This is a genomic window from Streptosporangium subroseum (assembly GCF_900188345.1).
Taxonomy (GTDB): Bacteria; Actinomycetota; Actinomycetes; order Streptosporangiales; family Streptosporangiaceae; genus Streptosporangium; species Streptosporangium subroseum.
The window spans coordinates 47,262-64,073 of record NZ_FZOD01000011.1; the positions used below are offsets into that span (position 1 = coordinate 47,262).

Annotated in this window: 10 protein-coding genes and 1 tRNA gene; 5 read left to right on the forward strand and 6 right to left on the reverse strand. The window is 68.8% G+C overall.

Features of this window, described 5'->3' with window-relative positions; translation table 11 throughout:
- On the reverse strand, positions 1–646 hold a 646-nt coding region (locus CHC08_RS50685), incomplete at its 3' end, for a hypothetical protein (RefSeq protein ID WP_218825310.1).
- 958 nt (positions 647–1,604) lie between these two features.
- Positions 1,605–2,600: a LacI family DNA-binding transcriptional regulator gene (locus CHC08_RS13825; RefSeq protein WP_089207663.1), complete on the reverse strand. Its 996-nt coding sequence runs from the start codon at positions 2,598–2,600 to the stop codon at positions 1,605–1,607.
- Between the two features lie 603 nt (positions 2,601–3,203).
- Between CHC08_RS13825 and CHC08_RS13830 the strand changes: the two genes are divergently transcribed.
- The 5 genes from CHC08_RS13830 to CHC08_RS13850 all read left to right on the forward strand — a co-directional run bounded on the left by CHC08_RS13830 (position 3,204) and on the right by CHC08_RS13850 (position 11,544).
- Positions 3,204–4,970: a discoidin domain-containing protein gene (locus CHC08_RS13830; protein ID WP_089207664.1), complete on the forward strand. Its 1,767-nt coding sequence runs from the start codon at positions 3,204–3,206 to the stop codon at positions 4,968–4,970.
- A 190-nt stretch (positions 4,971–5,160) separates the two neighbouring features.
- Positions 5,161–8,061: a PQQ-dependent sugar dehydrogenase gene (locus CHC08_RS13835; protein WP_089207665.1), complete on the forward strand. Its 2,901-nt coding sequence runs from the start codon at positions 5,161–5,163 to the stop codon at positions 8,059–8,061.
- An 85-nt stretch (positions 8,062–8,146) separates the two neighbouring features.
- Complete coding sequence (locus CHC08_RS13840) at positions 8,147–9,457, forward strand: DUF1996 domain-containing protein (RefSeq protein ID WP_089207666.1); 1,311 nt, start codon at positions 8,147–8,149, stop codon at positions 9,455–9,457.
- Between the two features lie 313 nt (positions 9,458–9,770).
- Positions 9,771–11,351: a vWA domain-containing protein gene (locus CHC08_RS13845; RefSeq protein WP_245878299.1), complete on the forward strand. Its 1,581-nt coding sequence runs from the start codon at positions 9,771–9,773 to the stop codon at positions 11,349–11,351.
- A 120-nt stretch (positions 11,352–11,471) separates the two neighbouring features.
- A tRNA-Ala gene (locus CHC08_RS13850) sits at positions 11,472–11,544 on the forward strand.
- A gap of 444 nt (positions 11,545–11,988) precedes the next feature.
- Here CHC08_RS13850 and CHC08_RS52770 read toward each other — a convergent pair.
- Genes CHC08_RS52770 through CHC08_RS13870 form a run of 4 tightly spaced genes read right to left on the reverse strand, consistent with a single transcriptional unit; the run spans position 11,989 to position 16,682 of the window.
- Positions 11,989–13,023 carry an ABC transporter ATP-binding protein gene (locus CHC08_RS52770; protein ID WP_089207667.1) on the reverse strand — a complete coding sequence of 345 codons (1,035 nt, stop codon included), beginning with the start codon at positions 13,021–13,023 and terminating at the stop codon, positions 11,989–11,991.
- A complete protein-coding gene (locus tag CHC08_RS52775) occupies positions 13,020–14,174 on the reverse strand; it encodes an ABC transporter ATP-binding protein (RefSeq protein ID WP_089207668.1) in 1,155 nt (384 codons plus the stop codon). The genes CHC08_RS52770 and CHC08_RS52775 overlap by 4 nt, the downstream gene beginning before the upstream one ends.
- Positions 14,174–15,157 carry an ABC transporter permease gene (locus CHC08_RS13865; RefSeq protein ID WP_089207669.1) on the reverse strand — a complete coding sequence of 328 codons (984 nt, stop codon included), beginning with the start codon at positions 15,155–15,157 and terminating at the stop codon, positions 14,174–14,176. The genes CHC08_RS52775 and CHC08_RS13865 overlap by 1 nt, the downstream gene beginning before the upstream one ends.
- A gap of 16 nt (positions 15,158–15,173) precedes the next feature.
- A complete protein-coding gene (locus CHC08_RS13870; protein ID WP_089207670.1) occupies positions 15,174–16,682 on the reverse strand; it encodes an ABC transporter permease in 1,509 nt (502 codons plus the stop codon).
- Positions 16,683–16,812 lie beyond the last annotated feature (130 nt).

The window sequence follows — 16,812 nt, forward strand, 5'->3', positions numbered from 1 at the left end:
GCGGGGCCTGCCGGTCCTTCGGCGCCGTCAGCGCCAGCCGGTCCTGCGGGGCCTTCGGGTCCGGGTGCGCCGTCAGCGCCTGCCGGTCCTTCGGGTCCTGCGGGTCCTTCGGGTCCGGGTGCACCGTCGGCACCGGGTGCGCCGTCAGCGCCTGCCGGTCCTTCGGGTCCGGGAGCACCGTCAGCACCTGCCGGTCCCTCGGGGCCTGCCGGTCCTTCAGGACCAGCCGGTCCTTCGGCGCCGGGAGCGCCGTCAGCGCCTGCCGGTCCTTCGGGTCCGGGTGCGCCGTCGGCACCGGGTGCACCGTCAGCGCCCGCGGGTCCTTCGGGTCCGGGTGCACCGTCGGCACCGGGAGCACCGTCAGCGCCCGCGGGGCCTGCCGGTCCTTCGGCGCCGTCAGCGCCAGCCGGTCCTGCCGGTCCCTCGGGTCCGGGTGCGCCGTCGGCACCGGGTGCGCCGTCAGCGCCTGCCGGTCCTTCAGGTCCTTCGGGTCCTGCCGGGCCCTCAGGTCCTTCGGGGCCGGGTGCACCGTCGGCGCCTGGGGTGCCGGGCTCTCCCGGGTCTCCCTTAGGTCCTTGAGGTCCTGCGGGTCCTGCCGGGCCCTCAGGTCCCGCTGGGCCTTCGGGTCCGGGTGCGCCGTCGGCACCTGCGGGTCCTTCGGGTCCTTCGGGGCCCTCAGGTCCTATCGGGCCTCTGGCTCCCTTGGGTCCCGCAGGTCCTGCCGGCCCCTGAAGTCCGGGAGTTCCTGGTGCACCGGGAGCGCCCGGCGCTCCTGGCGCGCCCGGTGCGCCCGGTGCACCGGGCGGTCCTGCCGGTCCCGGAGGACCTGCGGGACCGGCAGGACCGTCCGGAATCCGGCAAAGGAAGGCAGGAAGGCCCAACCACTGGCACAGCGGGATATATCCCGGTCCTTGCGTCGGGCAAGCCTGCAATGCCGTTAGGACAATTTGTGTAACCCCTGAAGTATCTCTAGTCGGATCCTTCTTAGGTGGAGGACAGAGGCCTGCGGGAATCGTAGAAGGCCCTGGCGTGAAAGAGAGGCTGACTGGTTGGCCGGCGATGAAGTTGCCCGTTTGATGGCGGGTAGGCGCCTGGGCCGTTAACCAGTTAGCGGCAGTTGCGGATGCTGGGGAGTGAAGGAGAACGGCCCCGGCGAGCGCGCCGCTCGCCAGGGTCCGTTTCATAAATTTAGCCACGTGCACTCTCTCTCCCGGCACCCTAAGATAAAACGCTCGGCGCGTATTCTTGGGTTGGTATAAAGCGTCCGAAAGAAATGTTTCACGAACTTGGCTGAAATGCTTGGTGGGGGATGTGCGTTTCTTTGCCGTCGCCAATTGAAATCACTGCATAAAAGCCAATGATTCCATTAAGTGAATTAATCGGACTAAGGGGTTTATATTCGCGTAACGCGGGCGGTTTTCCTATTTCTCCTCGCGACTGGAAAGGCTCCACCTCAACGTGGGCCGCTCTTCCTCGGTCGCGATCAGGATCACCGCATACGGACGTCCTTCTGTCGATCCGGACGGGCGGGCGTTCAGGTGGATCGTGATCGGATCAAGGCCTCGATGCCGTCCGGCGCACGCTGCGGGCCGAAGTCGAAGCCGTCAGCTGGAATCCCTGACGATGAGCTCGGTGGGAAGAACCACCGAGGACATGGGCCGGTTCTCCAGGAGGCCGAGCAGCAGGCGTGCCGAGGCGACGGCCTGGTCGCCCATGGGGCTGCGTACCGTGGTGAGCGGCGGGTCGGTGTAGAGGGCGGCCTCGATGTCGTCGTAGCCGACCACGGCCACATCGTCGGGAACCCGTCGGCCCGCCCGGCGCAGTGCCCGCAGGGCACCGATGGCCATCAGGTCGTTGGCGGCGAATACCGCGTCCAGTGCGGGGTCGTCGTCGAGCAACTGGAACATGGCCTCGGCTCCGGAGATCCGGGTGAAGTCGCCGATGGCCACGATCGAGCGGCGGCCGGTCTCGCGCAGGGTTGCCCGGTAGGCGCCGAGCCGGTCCTGGGCGGCGGACATGTCCAGCGGCCCGGAGATCATGGCGATCCGGCGGCGGCCCCGGTCGAGCAGGTGCCGTACGGCCAGGGCGGCCCCGCCGATGTTGTCGTTGTCGACCCAGGGCACGTCCACCGATACCGCGGGCCTGCCGTGGGAGACGATCGGCACGCCCGTGGCGGCCAGGGCCGCGGGCAGGGGGTCGGCGCCGTGCATCGACATGAGCATGACCCCGTCCACATGACCGGCCGCCACGAACTGCCGTACCCGCAGGCGGCTGTCGGCCGTGCCCGCGAGCATGAGCGCGACCTGCTTGCCCGCCGCCTCGAACTCGCGGCTGGCGGCGCGGACGACCGTGGAGAACATCGGATCGTCGGAGACGAGCCCGGCGGGGGGATCGGAGACGATCACCGCGATGGAGTCGGTGCGCTGGGTCACCAGGCTGCGGGCGGCCGGGTTGGGCATGTAGTCCAGCTCGTTCACGGCCCGCATCACCAGGGCGCGGATGTCGGGCCCGACGGTGGCCTCGCCGTTCACCACGCGGGAGACCGTCGACTTGGACACGCCGGCCCGCGTGGCGACCGCCTCCAGGGTGGGTCGTCTCATCGGGCTCTCCCGTCGTCCGTACCGCCGGACGATCTTGGGGTGGCGGAACGTGTTGTCCCGTGAAAGGCCGATGGTAAGGAGAGACGGTCGCGGCGGTGGAGATGCACCCGCCGCCCAGGTGGCCTGCCGAGCGACCGTTCGGGTGGATGGTCCTGACCGCGGGGTGGACGCGACCGCCTTCCGGGGCGTCGTCGAAGGCGGCGCAGCGTGCTCACCGTACCCTTTCTTGAAGCCTAACTTGAAGTCTAAAAATAGATCATGAAGAGAGCGCTCCCTCCAAAAGGGTGATTGGGGTCAGCCTTCCTGTCAATGTTCTGCCGGTCGATGATCTTCGCGCGTGGTCCGGTGGCCGGGTACTGGGAAGAAAACGTTCCCTCACGCTGACCTGAGTAGGCACAGCTCACGGCATTATGTTTCGTTACAAAAGGATCTTCAGGGAACGCTCCCTCGGCCGCACGGTTGGTCGTCATATCTCGTGACACCTGTTTCCGGCATGTTAATTGGGCCCTTGACAGGTTCTGTCGGACGAGAGCAATCTCTCGTTGAGAGAGCGCTCCCCGACTCGTCATCGATACGGCACCCCCCCACTCCCGAGGAGACGCGATGCCCTCGTCCCGAAGTCCCGGACGCCAGCGCCTGGCGCTGTTCGTCGCCGCGGCGGTCACCCTGATCACATCCTGTCTGGTGGTGGTGCCCGCGATGGCCGCCGCTCCCGTCCTGCTGTCCCAGGGCAAGCCTGCGACGGCGTCGTCCTCGGAGGTGGCGGTCTTCCCCGCGTCCTCCGCCGTCGACGGCAATCTCGGCACGCGCTGGTCCAGCGCGTTCAGCGATCCGCAGTGGATCCAGGTCGATCTCGGCGCGACCGCCGCCATCACGCAGGTGGTGCTGAACTGGGAGAGCGCCTACGGCAAGGCCTTCCAGGTGCAGACCTCCCCGGACGCGACCACCTGGACCTCGATCTACTCGACCACGACCAGCACGGGTGGCGCGCAGACCCTGAACGTGACCGGCTCGGGCCGGTACGTACGGGTGTACGGCACCCAGCGCTCCAGCCAGTGGGGTTACTCACTGTGGGAGTTCCAGGTCTTCGGCACGATCGGCACCACCCCGCCGGACCCCACACCCACGCCCACGCCGACTCCCGACCCCAGTGGGGACAAACTGCTGTCCTACGGCAAGCCCGGTTCGGCCTCGACGTCCCAGAACGACCAGAACTGCGGGAACTGCCTCCCGGCCAGGGCGTTCGACCGCGACCCCGCCACCCGCTGGGCGACGAGCTCCACCACCGGCTGGGTGGACCCGGGCTGGATCTCCGTCGACCTCGGCGCGACCGCGCAGATCAAGAAGGTCGTGCTGCAGTGGGATCCCGCCTACGCCAAGGCCTTCCAGATCCAGGTCTCACCGGACGGGAACGCCTGGACCCCGATCTACTCCACGACCACCGGCACCGGCTTCAAGCAGACCCTGAACGTCACCGGTTCGGGCCGCTACGTGCGCATGTACGGCACGCAGCGTGCCACGCCGTACGGCTACTCGCTGTGGGAGTTCCAGGTCTGGGGCACCGGTGGCGCCCCCATCACGCCCCCGCCGCTGCCGCCCGACCCGGCCGTCCCGCCGAGGCTCGTGTGGAGTGACGAGTTCAACGGCGCCGCGGGCACCAAGCCCGACGCGGCCAAGTGGAAGCCCGAGACCGGACCGGGCGTCAACAACGAACTGCAGTACTACACCAACAACGACAACGCCAGCATGGACGGCGCCGGCAGCCTCGTCATGGAGGCGCGCAAGCAGGTCACCGCGGGATCTGGCTGCCCGCGCGACCCGCTCAGCGGCAGCACCACCTGCCAGTACACCTCGTCGAGGCTCAACACCTACGGCAAGTTCACCTTCACCTACGGCAGGGTCGAGGCCCGGATCAAGCCGTCGGGCACCAAGGGCATCTGGCCGGCCTTCTGGCTGCTCGGAGCCGACTTCTTCGACCAGAACCGCCCCTGGCCCTACGTGGGCGAGATCGACATCATGGAGCACGTCGGCAAGGAACCGCACAACGTGTACTCCACCATCCACGCTCCGGCCTACTTCGGAGGGGGCGGGTTCGGCAGCCCGTACACGATCGCCGGGAACTTCAACGACGCCTTCCACGTGTTCGCCGTGGACTGGAACAGCAAGGGCATGAGGTTCACCGTCGACGGCAACCTCATCCACGAGGTCAACCGCGAGACGCTGGAGGCCACCCGCGGACCGTGGGTCTTCGACCACCCGTTCTTCATCATCCTGAACAACGCGGTCGGCGGTGACTGGCCGGGTCCGCCCGACGCCACCACGGTCTTCCCGCAGAGGATGCTCGTCGACTACGTCCGCGTCTACCAGTAACCGGCCACGAGGAATCCGGTACGGCCACGGCCGTACCGGATTCCCTGGCCTGCGGCCGGCCGCGGGATCACTTCCCCGCCCGCGGCCGGCGCCGTACCCGATCACCGCCCCGCAGGCCTCTTCCCCGCCTGCTCACGCGAGCGTGAGTGGCACCCAGAGCCGAGATCCACCTCCACCCCCCGGAGGGAAGATGCGTTTCCCGCTTTTCCGCTTTTCCACCGTGCCGACGGCTCTCCAACGGACACGGCCGCTCGTCGCCGCATTCGTGGCGATGCTGCTGGCACTGGCCGCGATGCTCTATCCGCTCCCCGCGTCGGCGGCCCCGCCCGTCGATCCCACCAAGTTCCAGCAGGTAACGCTCGCCAAGGGCGTCGCCGAGGTGGGCGAGCCCATGTCGATGGCGGTGCTGCCGGACCGCTCGGTGGTGCACACCGCCCGCGACGGCACGGTCCGGATCACCGACGCCGCGGGGAACACCAAGGTGTCGGGCAAGCTCTCCGTCTACTTCAACGACGAGGAGGGCATGCAGGGCGTCGGCGTCGATCCCGGCTTCGCCTCCAACAGGTTCATCTACCTCTACTACGCGCCGCCGCTGTCCACCCCGCCGAACGGGGCCCCGCTCGACGGCACCGCCGCGGACTTCGCCCGTTACGACGGCTTCAACCGGCTGTCGCGCTTCAGGCTGAACACCGACGGCACGCTCGACCTCGCGAGCGAGAAGACCGTCCTCGACGTGAAGACCAGCCGGGGCTTCTGCTGCCACGTCGGCGGCGACATCGACTTCGACGCCGCCGGGAACCTCTACCTGACCACCGGCGACGACAGCGAGCCCGGTTTCAACGACGGCTACGCACCCCTTGACGACCGTGCCACCCGCAACCCCGCGCTCGACGCGCAGCGAGGCGCTGCCAACACCAACGACCTGCGGGGCAAGGTGCTCCGGATCAAGGTCAACGCCGACGGCTCCTACTCCATCCCGGCCGGCAACATGTTCCCGCAGGGCACGGCGAACACCCGTCCCGAGATTTACGCGATGGGCTTCCGCAACCCCTTCCGGATGAGCGTCGACAAGGCCACCGGCGTGGTCTACCTCGGTGACTACGGCCCCGACGCCGGCGCGGCCGGTCCTCGCGGGCCCGGCGGCCAGGTCGAGTTCGACCGGATAACCGGGCCAGGCTTCTACGGCTGGCCGTACTGCACCGGGAACAACACGCCCGCCGAGACCTACGCCCGTTACAACTACGCCACCGGGGCGATCGGTGCGAAGTACGACTGCGCGGGCGGACCGGAGAACACCTCGCGTAACAACACCGGCCAGGTCAAACTGCCTCCGGCCAAGGCCGCCTGGATCACCTATGACGGCTGCGGGCTGCCGGAGTTCGGCTGTGGCGCCGAGTCGCCGATGGGCGGCGTGGTCTATCGCTACGATGCCGCGCTGAACTCGCCGATCAAGTTTCCGCAGGCGCTCAACGGACACTTCCTCGCCGGTGAGCTGCAACGCCAGTGGATCAAGGACATCGAGGTCAACGCGGACGGCAGCCGCGGCACCATCCAGCCCTTCCCCTGGTCGGGCAAGCTGGTGATGGACATGGCCTTCGGCCCGGACGGCGCCCTCTACGTGCTCGACTACGGCACCGGCTGGTTCAACGGCAACCAGGACTCGGCCCTGTACCGCATCGAGTCCATCGGAACGGGCGGACGAGCCCCCCTCGCCAAGGCGGCGGCGGACAAGGTCTCCGGGAAGGCGCCGCTGACCGTGGCGTTCTCCTCTGCGGGCAGCTCCGACCCCGACGGCGACGCGCTCACCTACTCGTGGGCGTTCGGCGACGGCGGCACCTCGACCGCGGCCAACCCCACCCACGTCTACACCACCGACGGCAGGCGCACGGTCACGCTGACGGTGCGGGACGGCACCGGCCTGACCGCCACGGCCAACGTCGAGATCAACGTCGGCAACACCGCGCCCACCGTGAGCATCCAGCTTCCGATCAACGGCCAGGTGTTCTCCTTCGGGGACGCGGTTCCGTACCGGATCACGGTCACCGATCCCGAGGACACCGCGATCGACTGCTCGCGGGTGAAGATGACCTACATCCTCGGCCATGACACCCACGGTCATCCGCTCGCGACGGCCAACGGCTGCTCGGGCACGATCCAGACACCCCTCAACGGTGAACACGACGGGGCGGCCAACCTGTTCGGCGTCTGGGACGCCGAGTACACCGACGCGGGGGGCCTCACCACCCACGCCCAGAACGTCACCCAGCCGAAGAACCGGCAGGCCGAGCACTACACGACCTCCCAGGGCGTCGTCCAGTACGACAAGCCCACCGCGCACGGAGCCAAGACCGTCGGCAGCATCGAGAACGGCGACTGGATCGAGTTCGACCCCTACGTTCTCGCCGGCGTCTCCGGGATCACCGCCCGCGTCTCCTCCGGGGGAGTCGGCGGGACCATCCAGGTCAGAGCCGGATCACCGACCGGGACGCTGCTGGGCACCGCGACCGTGGCGCCCACGGGCGGCTGGGAGACCTTCACCGACGTGAGCGCCACGCTGTCGGGCGCACCGGCCGGCACCACGAAGCTGTACCTGGTCTTCGCCGGTGCGGCGGGCTCGCTGTTCGACGTGGACGACTTCACCGTCACCCGAGGATCGACGCCCACCCCCACCCCCACGCCCACTCCGACGCCGCCCACGGGTGCCGTGCTGTTGTCGTCGGGTCGGCCGGTGACGGCTTCCTCGACGGAGAACGCGGGGTTCCCGGCGTCCGCGGTGGTGGACGGCAATGCCGGGACGCGGTGGTCGTCGGCGTTCGCCGATCCGCAGTGGATCTCGGTTGATCTGGGTTCGGCGAAGTCGGTCAGCCGGGTGCGGTTGCAGTGGGAGGCCGCCTACGGCAGGGCGTATCGGATCGAGACCTCCACCAACAACACCACCTGGACCGCGGCTTCTTCCACGACCGCCGGTGACGGCGGCGTGGACGACATCACCATCCCCGCGACCAACGCCCGTTATGTGCGGGTGTACGGCACACAGCGCGCTACGGCGTACGGCTACTCCCTCTGGGAGCTGGAGGTCTACGGCACGTAGCCGCCGCGGTGATCACCGGGCTTCACCGGTCACGAGACATCGTTTTTCAGCTGTATCACCCGCATAACCGGAGGAGAAAAAACCCATGGATCCAACCGTCCCCCCGCCCCGCACCGGGCGACGACGCCTACGGCTGGCGGTGATGATGGGAGCACTGGCGGCGCTCGTGGCCGGCTCCCTGACCGTCGTCACCAGCCAGGCCAGCGCCGCGGAGACCCCGCTGTCACAGGGGCGCCCCGTCAGCGCCTCCTCGACCGAGAACGGCGGCTCACCGGCCTCGTCCGCGGTCGACGGCAACCTCGGCACCCGCTGGGCCAGCGCGTTCAGCGACCCGCAGTGGCTCCAGGTCGACCTGGGGGCGGCCGCCACCGTCAACAAGGTGGTGCTGAACTGGGAGGCCGCGTACGCCAGCGCCTTCACGATCCAGACCTCCACCAACGGATCCACCTGGACGACCATTCACACCACGACCGCCGGCACCGGTGGCAACCAGACCCTGAACGTGTCGGGTAACGGGCGCTACGTCCGGCTCAACACCACCAAGCGCGCCACCCAGTACGGGGTCTCGCTCTGGGAGTTCCAGGTCTTCGGCACCGGCGGCACCGCGCCCTCGCAGCCGCCCCAGGGGCCGATCGTGCGCGTGGCGGAGTTCCTCGCGGAGTGCCCGTTCACCCACCGCCTGCCCGACGACCCGATCGTGTTCCCCGGACTTCCCGGCGGATCGCACATGCACAGCTTCTTCGGCAACCCCTCCACCAACGCCAACAGCAACCTCGCGAGTCTGCAGCAGGCCAACAGCAGCAGCTGCGCCCCGAGCATCGACATCTCGTCGTACTGGGTGCCGACCCTGTACGCCAACAACGTCCCGGTGGAGCCCACCGGCACCACCTTCTACTACCTGGGGGAGGGCGTGAACGCCGAGACGCTCGCCCGGACCCAGCCGATCCCGCTGGGACTGCGGATCGTGGCCGGCAACGCCAAGGCGACGGGTCCCAACGACCCCACCAGCACCGCGCGCTGGTCCTGTCTGCACGCCGGACAGGTCAACCCGGGCAAGGACTTCGTCACCTGCCCGGCGGGCACGATGATGGAGTCGTACCTGGACTTCCCGCAGTGCTGGAACGGCAGGGACCTGGACTCGGCCGACCACAAGAGCCACATGGCCTATCCGGTCAACAACACCTGCCCGGCGTCGCATCCGGTGCCGGTGCCGAAGCTGCGCCAGGTCCTGCGTTACCCGGTCAGCGGCAGCCCCGCGAACTTCCGGCTGGCGTCCGGACCCGGATACACGATGCACGGCGACTTCTTCAACGCCTGGCCCGAGGCCGAGATGGAGCGGCGCGTGCGCGACTGCATCCGCCCGGTCATCAAGTGTGGCTTCGACGGTCACCCCTAGGGGGTTGGGCTTCGACGGCCGTCCCTAGATATCCGACAGTCGTCCCCACGGGGACGACGGCGGGGTGACCCGCACCGTTCCGGCAGGGGGCGGGATCCGGAAGGCCGGATCCCGCCCCCTGGCTTCGACGGGAAGTCCCCGGGAGGTTTTCCCGGGACCTCGCGACTTCAGGGGGCCAGAGGTTGGCGGGCGGCATCCGGGCCGGAGAGTCTGATCACGTGCCGAACACGGTTTGCACTCGCTTGAGTGAAGCGCCCGACTCATGGTGAAAAGTGATCGTCGTAGGGGGTGACACGCATCCTACGGAGGCGAAATGAAGCGCGACATGAAGTTACGCCCGCTGGCCATCGCCCTTGCCATGATCGCTCTGCTGCTCGTCGCCGCCTGCGGCGGATCGGAGGATCGGAGCATGCCCGACGCCGGCCAGCCGAAGAACGACCAGGGCCGGGCCGTTCCGGCACCGGCGCAGGGCCAGTCCACCGAGCAGGGCCGGTCCACCGGCGGGGAACAGAGCGCCGGCGGGGAACAGAGCGCCGGCGGGGAACAGAGCGCCGACGCCACCCGGGAACCGGACGCCACCCGGGAGCCGGACAGCACCGCCGGCCAGATCTCCACTTTCGCCCTCGACGTTGACACCGCCTCCTACGGCTACAGCAAGCGGATCCTCCAGGAGGGCAGGCTCCCCGAGCCGGGCCAGATCCGGTCCGAGGAGTTCGTCAACGCCTTCAGGCAGGACTACCCGGAGCCCAAGGACGACGGTTTCACCGTGAACATGGACGGCGCGCGCATGCCCGAGAACGGCACCGCACTGCTCCGCGTGGGCCTGCAGACCCGCAGGGCGGACGCGGAGACGCGGCGCCCGGCGAACCTGACCTTCGTGGTGGACGTGTCCGGTTCCATGGGCGAGCCCGGCAGGCTCGACCTGGTCAGGGAGGCGCTGCACAAGCTCATCGACCAGCTCGGGCCGGGTGACCAGGTCTCCGTCGTGGCCTTCAGCGGCGAGGCCGAGGTGATCGTCTCCATGACCCCGGCGACCGGAAAGGACCGGCTGCACGCGGCCGTCGAGCGCCTCGCCGTACAGGATTCGACGAATCTGGAGGTGGGGCTGACCCGCGGTTACGCCGAGGCCTCGCAGAGCTTCCGCCCGGTGGCCACCAACCGGGTCATCCTGCTCTCCGACGGCCTGGCCAACGTCGGCGACACGAGCTGGCAGGGCATCCTCGGCAAGGTCAAGGAGTTCGCCGGCAAGCAGATCACCCTCCTGTGCGTCGGCGTCGGCCGTGACTACGGCGACCAGCTGATGGAGCAACTCGCGGACAACGGGGACGGCGCCGCGGTCTACGTCAGCTCGGTCGACGACGCGCGCAAGGTGTTCGTCGAGCAACTCGCCGCGAACCTCGACCTGCGGGCCCGCGACGCCAAGGCGCAGGTCGTGTTCAACCCCTCGGTGGTGGAGTCGTATCACCTGATCGGCTACGAGAACCGGCAGATCGCGACCGAGGACTTCCGCGACGACGCCAAGGACGGCGGGGAGATCGGCCCTGGCCACTCGGTGACGGCCCTCTACGAGGTACGGCTGCGCGGCGGGGCCTCGGGCCAGCTGGCCACGGCCACCGTGCGCTGGCAGGAGCCCGACACCCGTAAACCCGCCGAGACCAGCCGCTCCCTGGAGGTGGCGGACCTGTCGGCCTCGCTGTGGCGGGAGTCGTCGGTGAGATTCCAGGTGGACGTGGTGGCGGCGGCGTTCGCCGAGAATCTCCGCACCCGCGAGCAGTTCGCCGGGGAGGGGACCCGGGAGCTCGCCGAGCACGCCACCCGCCTGGCGGAGACCACGGAGGACGCCGCCGTGACCGAGCTCGCGCGGTTGATCAACCAGGCCTCGTCGCTCGGTTAGGCGTATCCCGCCACTTTCGGCGGCCGAGAGGTTTCACGGTTACAGGGTGCACCGCGATGTCCTATACACTGGCGTGGCGCCGCTGGACGAGAAGTCCGGCAGCGCCACGTTTCACCGCAAGGGGCTATGGCGCAGCTGGTAGCGCGCCTCCATGGCATGGAGGAGGTCTGGGGTTCGAATCCCCATAGCTCCACTTGTGGCTGGGGTCTGCTGTTCGCAAGCGGGAGCTTGCTCGCGGCGGGCCCCTTCGTCATTTACACGGGGGGACGACCCCCCGAGCCCCCGGTGCGGGGGCTCTGCCCCCGCGCCCCCGGTGTCTCGCTTCGCTCGCCGCCCGGACGGGCCTCGCTTCGCTTTGGCCCCACGCATGGCCTCGCTTCGCTCGCCGCCCGGACGGGCCTCGCTGCGCTTTGGCCGATGCGGGGCTTCGCTTCGCTCGCCGTTCGGGACGTGGCCTCGCTGCGCTTTGGCCCAGGGCGGTGCCTCGCTTCGCTTGGGCTCGGTGGGTGACCTTGCTTCGCTTGGGTCAAGGACGTGGCTCGCTTGGTCTGGGACGTGGCGTTGCTTGGCCGGAGTGGCTCCGTACGCGCCTGCGCGCCGTACGGGACCTTGGTTCCGTACGGCGCGCAGATTCGCCTCAGGGTTCGGTGACCTCGGCGAAGTGGCAGGCCACGGGGTGGCCGTTGCCGCGGTCGATGAGCAGGGGCTCCTCGGCGGAGCAGATGGGCTGGGCCTTCCAGCAGCGGGTGCGGAAGCGGCAGCCGCTCGGCGGGGCCAGCGGGCTCGGCACGTCACCGGTGAGGATGACGCGCTGCCTCGCGCGCTCCTCCTTCGGGTTGGCCGTGGGAGCCGCCGACAGGAGCGCCTGGGTGTAGGGGTGGGCGGGACGGTCGTAGAGATCGTCCCGGAGGCCGGTCTCGATGACCTTGCCCAGATACATCACCGCGACCCGGTCGGAGATGTGGCGGACCACCGACAGGTCGTGCGCGATGAAGACGTAGGCCAGTCCCAGCAGGTCCTGCAGATCCTCCAGCAGGTTGACCACACCCGCCTGGACCGAGACGTCCAGCGCGGACACCGGCTCGTCGAGCACCAGCAGCTTCGGCTCCAGGGCCAGGGCCCTGGCGATGCCGACACGCTGGCGCTGGCCGCCGGAGAACTCGTGCGGGTAGCGGTTGCCGTGTTCGGGGTTCAGGCCGACCAGTCGCAGGAGCTCGGCCACCCGATCGGGCCCGCCGTCCTTCCACCGGTCATGGACCTTCAGCGGCTCGGCGATGGTGTCGTTGACGGGCATCTTCGGGTTGAGGGACGCGTAGGGGTCCTGGAAGACGATCTGCATGTCGCGCCGTACGGGCTGGAGCTGCCTGGACGACAGCGTGGTCAGCTCCTTGCCCTGGAACCGTACCGAGCCCGCGGTGGGCTTGTGCAGCTGCAGGATCGCCCGGCCCGTCGTCGACTTGCCGCAGCCGGACTCGCCCACCACGCCGAGGGTCTCGCCCTCGTCCACGTGCAGGGACACCCCGCTGACCGCCTGGACCTGGGCCACCACCCGGCGCAGGAAACCGCCGCCCCGGACCGGGAAGTTCATCACCAGGTCCTTGACGTCGAGCAGGTGGTCGCCGTCGTCGGGCTCCCGCTGCGGAACGGGCGTCTCCTCGGTCTTCACGCTCATGCCATGGTCTCGCTCTCGGTACGGAAGAACACGGTCGGGTCCTCGACCGCGGCCAGCCGGTCCCAGTGGTGGCAGGCCGCGAAGTGCCCGCCGCTGTCGGTCTCGGTCAGCTCCGGCTCGGCCGTCCTGCACTTGTCGTCGGCCAGCGGGCAGCGCGGCGAGAAGGGACAGCCGGTCGGCAGGTTGATCAGTGACGGGGGAGTGCCCTTGATCGGACGGAGCCGGGTGCCGGAGTTCTCCAGGGACGGGATCGAACCGAGCAGGCCCGCCGTGTACGGCATGCGGGGCTCCTCGAACACCGGGTCGGTGTCACCGATCTCGACCGGACGCCCGGCGTACATCACCAGCACCCGGTGGGCCATGCCCGCGATGACGCCCAGGTCGTGCGTGATGAGCACGATCGCCGCGTTGACCGCGTCCTTGACCTCGAGGAGCTTCTCCAGGATCTGGGCCTGGACGGTCACGTCGAGGGCCGTGGTGGGCTCGTCGGCGATGATGATGTCCGGGTTGTTGATGACCGCCATGGCGATCATCGCGCGCTGGCGCATGCCGCCGGAGAACTCGTGCGGGTAACTGCGCAGCCGGGACTCGGCCTGCGGGATGCCGACGAGGTCGAGCATCTCCCTGGCCCGGGCCAGCGCGGTCTTGCGCGGCATCAGCTCGTGCGCGAGCACCGCCTCGGCGAGCTGGTCGCCGATCGTGTGCACCGGGTTCAGCGCGGTCATCGGGTCCTGGAAGACCATCGCGATCTTGCGTCCGCGCAGGCCCCGCTGCTTGCGGGGCGACATCTTCAGCATGTCGTCGCCGCGGAAGAGGATCTGTCCCCTGACCCGGGCGTTCTTGGGCAGCAGGCCCATGACGGCCAGTGAGGAGACCGACTTGCCGGAGCCGGACTCGCCGACGATGCCCAGGACCTCGCGCTCGCGCAGGCTGTAGGAGACGCCCCGGACCGCGCGCACGACGCCGTCCTCGGTCGGGAACTCCACGGTCAGGTTGTCGACCCGCAGGATCTCCTCTTCCGACGGAGGCCGTACGGCGTCCAGGGTCAGGCCGACGTGCACCTCCCCGGAGGCGTCGAGCACGGTGGGAGGAACGTCATAGGTGTGCGCGTCGCCCTTGCGGGGCTCGATCGGCACGTTGGGAGTCGTCATTAGGCACGCACCCGGGTCTGTCGGGGGTCGAAGGCGTCGCGCAGGCCGTCGCCGATGAAATTGATGGAGAGCGCGATCACGATGATGAACATGCCCGGCCACCAGAACAGCCACGGACGGACCACCATCGCGCTGCGGTATTCGCTGATGAGCTGGCCCAGCGAGGTGTCCGGCGGCTTGATGCCCAGGCCGAGGAATGACAGCGCCGACTCCAGCAGCACCGCGCTGGCGATGCCCAGCGTGGCGCTGACGATGATCACACCGATGGTGTTCGGCAGGATGTGCCGGAAGATGATTCGCCGGGGAGGGGTGCCGATGGCGCGGGCGGCCTCCACGAACTCCTTCTCCCGCAGCGAGAGGAACTCGCCGCGGACCAGGCGGCTCAGCGTCGGCCAGGTCACCAGGCCGAGGAAGAGGCCGAGGACGAGCGCGCCGCTGTCGCCCATCATCCGGCCGACGACGGCGGCGATGATGAGGACCGGGATGGTGATCATCACGTCGGTGAGGCGCATCAGCACGGCCTCGAGCCGTCCGCGGAAGTAACCGGCGACGGCTCCGACGATGGTGCCGAAGAAAGTGGCGACGATGCCGACGACAAACGCGATGGTGATCGACTGCTGGGCGCCGCGCATGGTCAGCGCGAAGTAGTCGATGCCGATGTCGTCCTGGCCGAACGGGTGCTCGCCCAGGTGCAGGCCCGTGCCGCCGAGGAACTCGGGGATCAGGCTGAGGGTCGGCCTCCCCTGGTTCGTCAGGGCGCCGGTGTCGAGGTAGTTCTTGCCCCACCAGCCGGGGATGCCGGCGAAGCCGATGGAGCTGAACGCCAGGATGATGACGAAGCCGAAGAGGATCATCCCGGCCAGCGCGGCGCGGTGCCGGAAGAATCGGCGGCGGACCATCTGGCCCTGGGTGCGGGCGACGATCGCCATGCCCTGCGAATCGGATGCGGTGTCAGGCACCGATGCCTGCGCATTGAGCGTCATGGGTGGTTCTCCGATTTCAGGACAGCCGGATGCGCGGGTCGAGGTACGCATAGAGGATGTCGGCGATCATGTTGAAGACGACGATCGCGGTCCCGGTGACGATGAAGAACGCCATGACCGGGGCGGGGTCGACCTCTTTGAGACCCTTGATGAACAGGTTGCCCATGCCCTGCCAGCCGAAGACGTTCTCGGTGACCACCGCGCCGCCGATGACGCCGGCGAAGTCGAAGGCCATCAGGGTGGTGACCGGGATGAGCCCGTTGCGGAAGGCGTGCTTGACCACGACGCTCCGCTCCGGCAGGCCCTTGGCGCGGGCCGTGCGGACGTAGTCCTGGTTCATGACCTCCAGCATGCTCGCCCGGCTGTAGCGCGTGTAGGTCGCCAGCGAGACCAGGATGAGCGCCATGCTCGGCAGCAGCAGGTGGCCCGCCGAGTCCAGGTTCGTCTGCCAGAAGTCACCCACGAAGTTGGGGGTGCGGGCGCCGATCGTCGAGATCGGACGGCCGCGGACCGCCTGGCTGTAGGAGTTGAACGCCTGGAGCATCCGGTCCACGAAGATCAGGGCACCGGTGAACAGGCCGGTCAGCACCGAGGCGGTGATCGCCTGGCGACGCTGGATCCCGCCGAGGCCGTAGCCGAGGCCGACGCAGATCGCGACCGTCACCAGGGCGAAACCGAGGATCTCCAGCCAGGTCGGATTGGCCAGCAGCGGGCCGAGCACCTGGGAGGCCAGCGCTCCGACCAGGGTGGCGCCGAGAGCCGCGTAGAGCGGTCCGCGCTGCCGGAGCCCGGCGGACAGGACGGTGAAGCCCACCGCGGCGGCGGCCGAGATGGCCACGATGAGGGGGAGCCCGAACCCGGGGTCGGCGAACCAGTGGGTCACCGAGAGCAGGGTGAACAGCGCGCCGGTGATCGCGGCGCCGACGGCGAAGGCGATGAGCCGCCGCCGGCGGTCGCCCGCGGTGAGCGCGCCGAAGATCAGGCCGCCGAGCAGCGCCAGGACGCCGATGACGGTCGGCGGGATGCCGGGATCCTTCAGCCAGTTGTTGAACTCGATGGCCATGTACTGCTTGAGCATCACCGCGATCCAGAAGATCGGCAGGGAGAAGCAGATGAAGGCGGCGAAGGTGACCGAGTAGTCGAAGCCGCTGTACTGGCGGAGGGAGGAGACGATGCCGATGACGATGCCGACGATGATCGCCATCACGGTGGCGACGAGCACCAGCTGGAGGGTGGCGGACAGGGCGTGGCCGAGAAGCGGGGCGACGTCCTGGCCGTCGCGGTTGACGCCGAGCTCGCCCCGGACGAGACGACCGAGCCAGCCGAGGTAACGGATGGGGATCGGAACGTCGAGCTGCATCCGGTCGACGCGGTCGGCGATCTTGAGGTCTTTGTTCGGGCTGTTGTCCTGGCGGAGGTCTTCCAACGGGTCGCCCGAGAGCGCCGTCAACACAAAGATGATGAAGGTGGCCGCCAGGAGGACGAAGAATGAGATGACCAGCCTTCGCGCGATGAAGACGATCATTCTGTCACCTCCTGCTCATTTGAGGGGACTATATGCGGATCAGGGCCGGGACTGAAGGACTTGTGATCCTTCAGTCCCGGCCCTGGGACGGTCGGTGTTTCGTCAGCCGCGGATGCGGATGGTGAAGGGA